General features: G+C 61.7%; 4 protein-coding genes and 1 pseudogene. 4 read left to right on the top strand and 1 reads right to left on the bottom strand.

What is annotated here, in order from left to right; genetic code table 11:
• Positions 1-104, bottom strand: a pseudogene (locus tag VJV58_RS15535) (malonyl CoA-acyl carrier protein transacylase); the annotation flags it as partial.
• A 351-nt stretch (positions 105-455) separates the two neighbouring features.
• Between VJV58_RS15535 and rpsF the strand changes: the two are divergent.
• From rpsF to rplI, 4 genes are all read left to right on the top strand, one after another.
• The gene (gene rpsF / locus VJV58_RS15530) at positions 456-899 is read left to right on the top strand and encodes a 30S ribosomal protein S6 (protein WP_324138251.1); all 444 of its coding nucleotides are present in this window, start codon (positions 456-458) and stop codon (positions 897-899) included.
• 5 nt (positions 900-904) lie between these two features.
• A complete protein-coding gene (gene rpsR, locus VJV58_RS15525) occupies positions 905-1,144 on the top strand; it encodes a 30S ribosomal protein S18 (RefSeq protein WP_002711478.1) in 240 nt (79 codons plus the stop codon).
• Between the two features lie 125 nt (positions 1,145-1,269).
• Positions 1,270-2,229, top strand: coding sequence for a DUF2232 domain-containing protein (locus tag VJV58_RS15520; RefSeq protein WP_324138250.1), 960 nt, complete (start codon positions 1,270-1,272; stop codon positions 2,227-2,229).
• 35 nt (positions 2,230-2,264) lie between these two features.
• On the top strand, positions 2,265-2,867 hold the full coding sequence (gene rplI, locus VJV58_RS15515) for a 50S ribosomal protein L9 (RefSeq protein WP_324138249.1): 603 nt from the start codon (positions 2,265-2,267) through the stop codon (positions 2,865-2,867).
• The last annotated feature ends 422 nt before the right edge of the window (positions 2,868-3,289 follow it).

Below are 3,289 nucleotides of genomic sequence, written 5' to 3'. Positions count from 1 at the left end.
ACTTCTTCAAACACGGCGCGCGCGGCCGGAAACCCTTCCGCCAACGCTTTGCCCATGCCGACCGTCTGGGAGCCTTGGCCCGGAAAAGTAAATGCTGCCGTCATCGATGCCCCTGATTACCCTTTTTGTAGGACCTAAGGCTGAAGTTGGGCCGAAAGACACCGCCGAAGCCGCTTATGTCAAGCCGCCGCCGTATTGCGGCCCCGGTGGCAAGCGATCCCAAAACCGGCCGCTTTCCCTTGCCAACGCGGTCAAAATCCTTATAAAGCGCGCTATCCGTGGATCCCGGCCGGGAGCTGAACGGACGGTCACAGCCATGTCGCCTTAGGGCGTTGCTTGTGACAGGGCCAGTCGGTCCGTCGTCCCGTGCTTCCGCCTTCTGAGCATATCGAGTCCTTTCCGAAGGGTTCGAAGGGCTTGCCGCCGGGAACCGCACGAACCAGGAAAGGACACCCATGCCTCTTTATGAGCATGTTTTTCTCGCGCGCCAGGATGCGAGCACTCAGCAAGTCGAAGAACTGACCAGCCAGATGACCGGCATCGTCGAACAACTCGGCGGTAAGGTCGTGAAGATGGAGAACTGGGGAGTTCGCTCGCTCACTTACCGGATGAACAAGAATCGCAAAGCGCATTTCGTGCTGCTCAACATTGATGGCCCCTCCTCGGCCGTGGCGGAGATCGAGCGCCAGGAGCGGATCAGCGAAGACGTGATCCGCTATCTTACGGTGCGCGTCGAGGAGCACGAAGAAGGCCCCTCGGCGATGATGCGCAAAGCCGATCGGGACCGCGACCGTGATGATCGTGGCGGCGGCTTCCGGGGCGATCGCGACGGCGGAGGTTACCGCGGCGACCGTGGCCCGCGCCGTCCGCGCGACGACGAAGCAGCGATTGAGGAGTAAGAACCATGGCTGAAGCTGGTGCCCGCCGTCCGTTTTTCCGTCGCCGCAAGACCTGCCCGTTCACAGGGCCGAATGCGCCGAAAATCGACTACAAGGATTCCAAGCTGTTGATGCGCTACGTCTCGGAGCGCGGCAAGATCGTGCCAAGCCGCATCACTGCGGTATCGGCAAAGAAGCAGCGTGAACTCGCGCGCGCCATCAAGCGTTCGCGTTTCCTGGGTCTGCTGCCTTACGTTATTCGCTAACAACACGGTCGGCGGCTGGCGCGCCGTCGATCGGGGATTTCTCATAAGGCTTCCGGGTCGTTCGGTTGCCGATGGTTGGGGCTCCAGTGGGAGCCTCTAACCGCTCGAAAGGAGCGGGACAGCTGATGATAGCGATCTTTCTCATCGCCCTGGCGGCCGGCTCTGCGTCGGCTCTGATGTTCGCCTCCATTGTATCGGGCGCGCTAATCTCGTTGCTTCTGTTCTATCTGGCGCCGCTTCCGTTGATGGTTGCAGCGCTTGGATGGGGCCCGCTCAGCGCCGCGTCGGGCGGCATCGCGGCGAGCATCGGTCTCGGCGCGATCTTCGGCGTTCCGCTTTGCATTGCGTTTGCGGTCGCCGTTGCGCTGCCTGCCTGGTGGCTGGGGCATCTGGTGTTGCTGGGCCGCCCGGTGAGCGCAGCCGCTTCCTCGCCCAATCTTGAATGGTATCCGGTTGGCCGGATCATGCTGTGGACATCCGGCTTCGCCGCCTTGATCACGATCGCGGCGTTGCTCTCGCTTGGCCTCGACGCCGCCACCATACGAAGCACGCTCCGGCAGGGGCTGTTGGGTATCATCCAGATCGTCAGAGCACATGACGCGGCATCGACGGGCGAGTCTGAACGCGTCGTCGATATTCTGGTCTCGATGGCGCCCGTTGCCGCAGCGATCGTGACTACGACCACGCTGACGCTCAATCTTTGGCTCGCCGCAAGGATCATCGCGATATCAGGTCGATTACATCGGCCTTGGCCGGCGCTTAGAACCGTCGCGCTGCCATCCATGTCGTCGGTGGCCTTCTGTATCGTGTTGGCGTTCTGCTTCGCGGGCGGTCTCCTTGGCATTGCGGCGCAGGTCGTGGCGGCCTCACTGATGCTGGCATATGCGCTCACTGGTTTTGCTGTCCTGCATACATTAACGGCAGCGTTGAAGACCCGCGCGGTCTGGCTCAGCTGCACCTATTGCCTGGTGCTGGTGTTTGTCTGGCCCGTGGTTGTGATGGCCGCCGTTGGTCTGGCGGATGCGGTCTTCGGGATCCGGCAGCGCTTCCTGAACAGCCGGCCGCCGCCAATCCCCGCGTCCTGAATCGGTCAATTCAATCATCAAAAGGAGAACTGGATATGGAAGTCATTTTGCTGGAACGTGTCGCCAAACTCGGACACATGGGCGAAGTCGTCCGGGTCAAGGACGGATTTGCACGCAATTTTCTGCTCAAGAGAGGCAAGGCGCTGCGTGCGACCGCAGATAACCGCGCGAAGTTCGATGGTATGAAAGCCGAACTGGAGGCCCGCAATCTCAAGGCAAAAGGAGAGGCATCCAAGGTCGCCGAAAAAATCGACGGCCGAAATGTGGTGGTGCTGCGCCAGGCTTCCGAGAGCGGGCAATTGTTTGGATCAGTGACGGTACGCGACATCATCGCGTCGTTCGAGAGCGATGGCGTCACGATCAGCCGCAGCCAAGTGATGCTGGACGCGCCGATCAAGACGATCGGCAAGCACAACATTGCGATCGCCGTGCACCCGGAAGTCGAGGTCAGCGTGACTGTGACGGTCGCCCGCAGCGCCGACGAAGCAGAGCGCATCAACCGCGGCGAGGATATCTCTACCCGCAGGGAAGATCAGGACGCGGCCGCCGAAGCGATTGCCGCCGCAGGGGAGTTCTTCGATCCTGAAGCCCGCCACGATGAAGCGGAGCGGCAGCAAGAAGCAGCTTCGGAAACCTAATCCCCTTCTGCCTCTCGCGTTGCAAACTCGACCGGCCCGGCTCATTCAAGCCGCGCTGGTCATTGCCGTGGGCCGCTGAGTATCGCGATCCAGGCTGGGAGTTTTGATCACCGGCGGCCGCAGTCGCCTCGCGCTTACAACAGCAACTAACGGGAGATCGGAGGCAGGGGCGGTCCAGCGGGGGCGACCACGGGTGGCGCTGAGATCGCTATTGCTTGCGAGGGCTGCGCCGATTCTATTGATGGTGGGACGGTCGTAGCAGCAGACTCGGCAGTCGTGCCGGTGACGGGCGCAGAACCAGTTGCTGGCGCCGGCGCCGGGGTCTCGGAGGGAACCGATGCAGAAGCGGGTATTTGCGACTTACTGCTTTCGCTGAAGCTCTCAATCCCCGCGCTTTCCGACTTGCCCGAATCCAACTGACG

Origin of the sequence: Bradyrhizobium sp. (assembly GCF_035273305.1) — a bacterium.
GTDB lineage: Bacteria > Pseudomonadota > Alphaproteobacteria > Rhizobiales > Xanthobacteraceae > Bradyrhizobium.
Note: the sequence above shows the minus strand (reverse complement) of the source record. Positions and strands in the feature narration are given on the sequence as shown.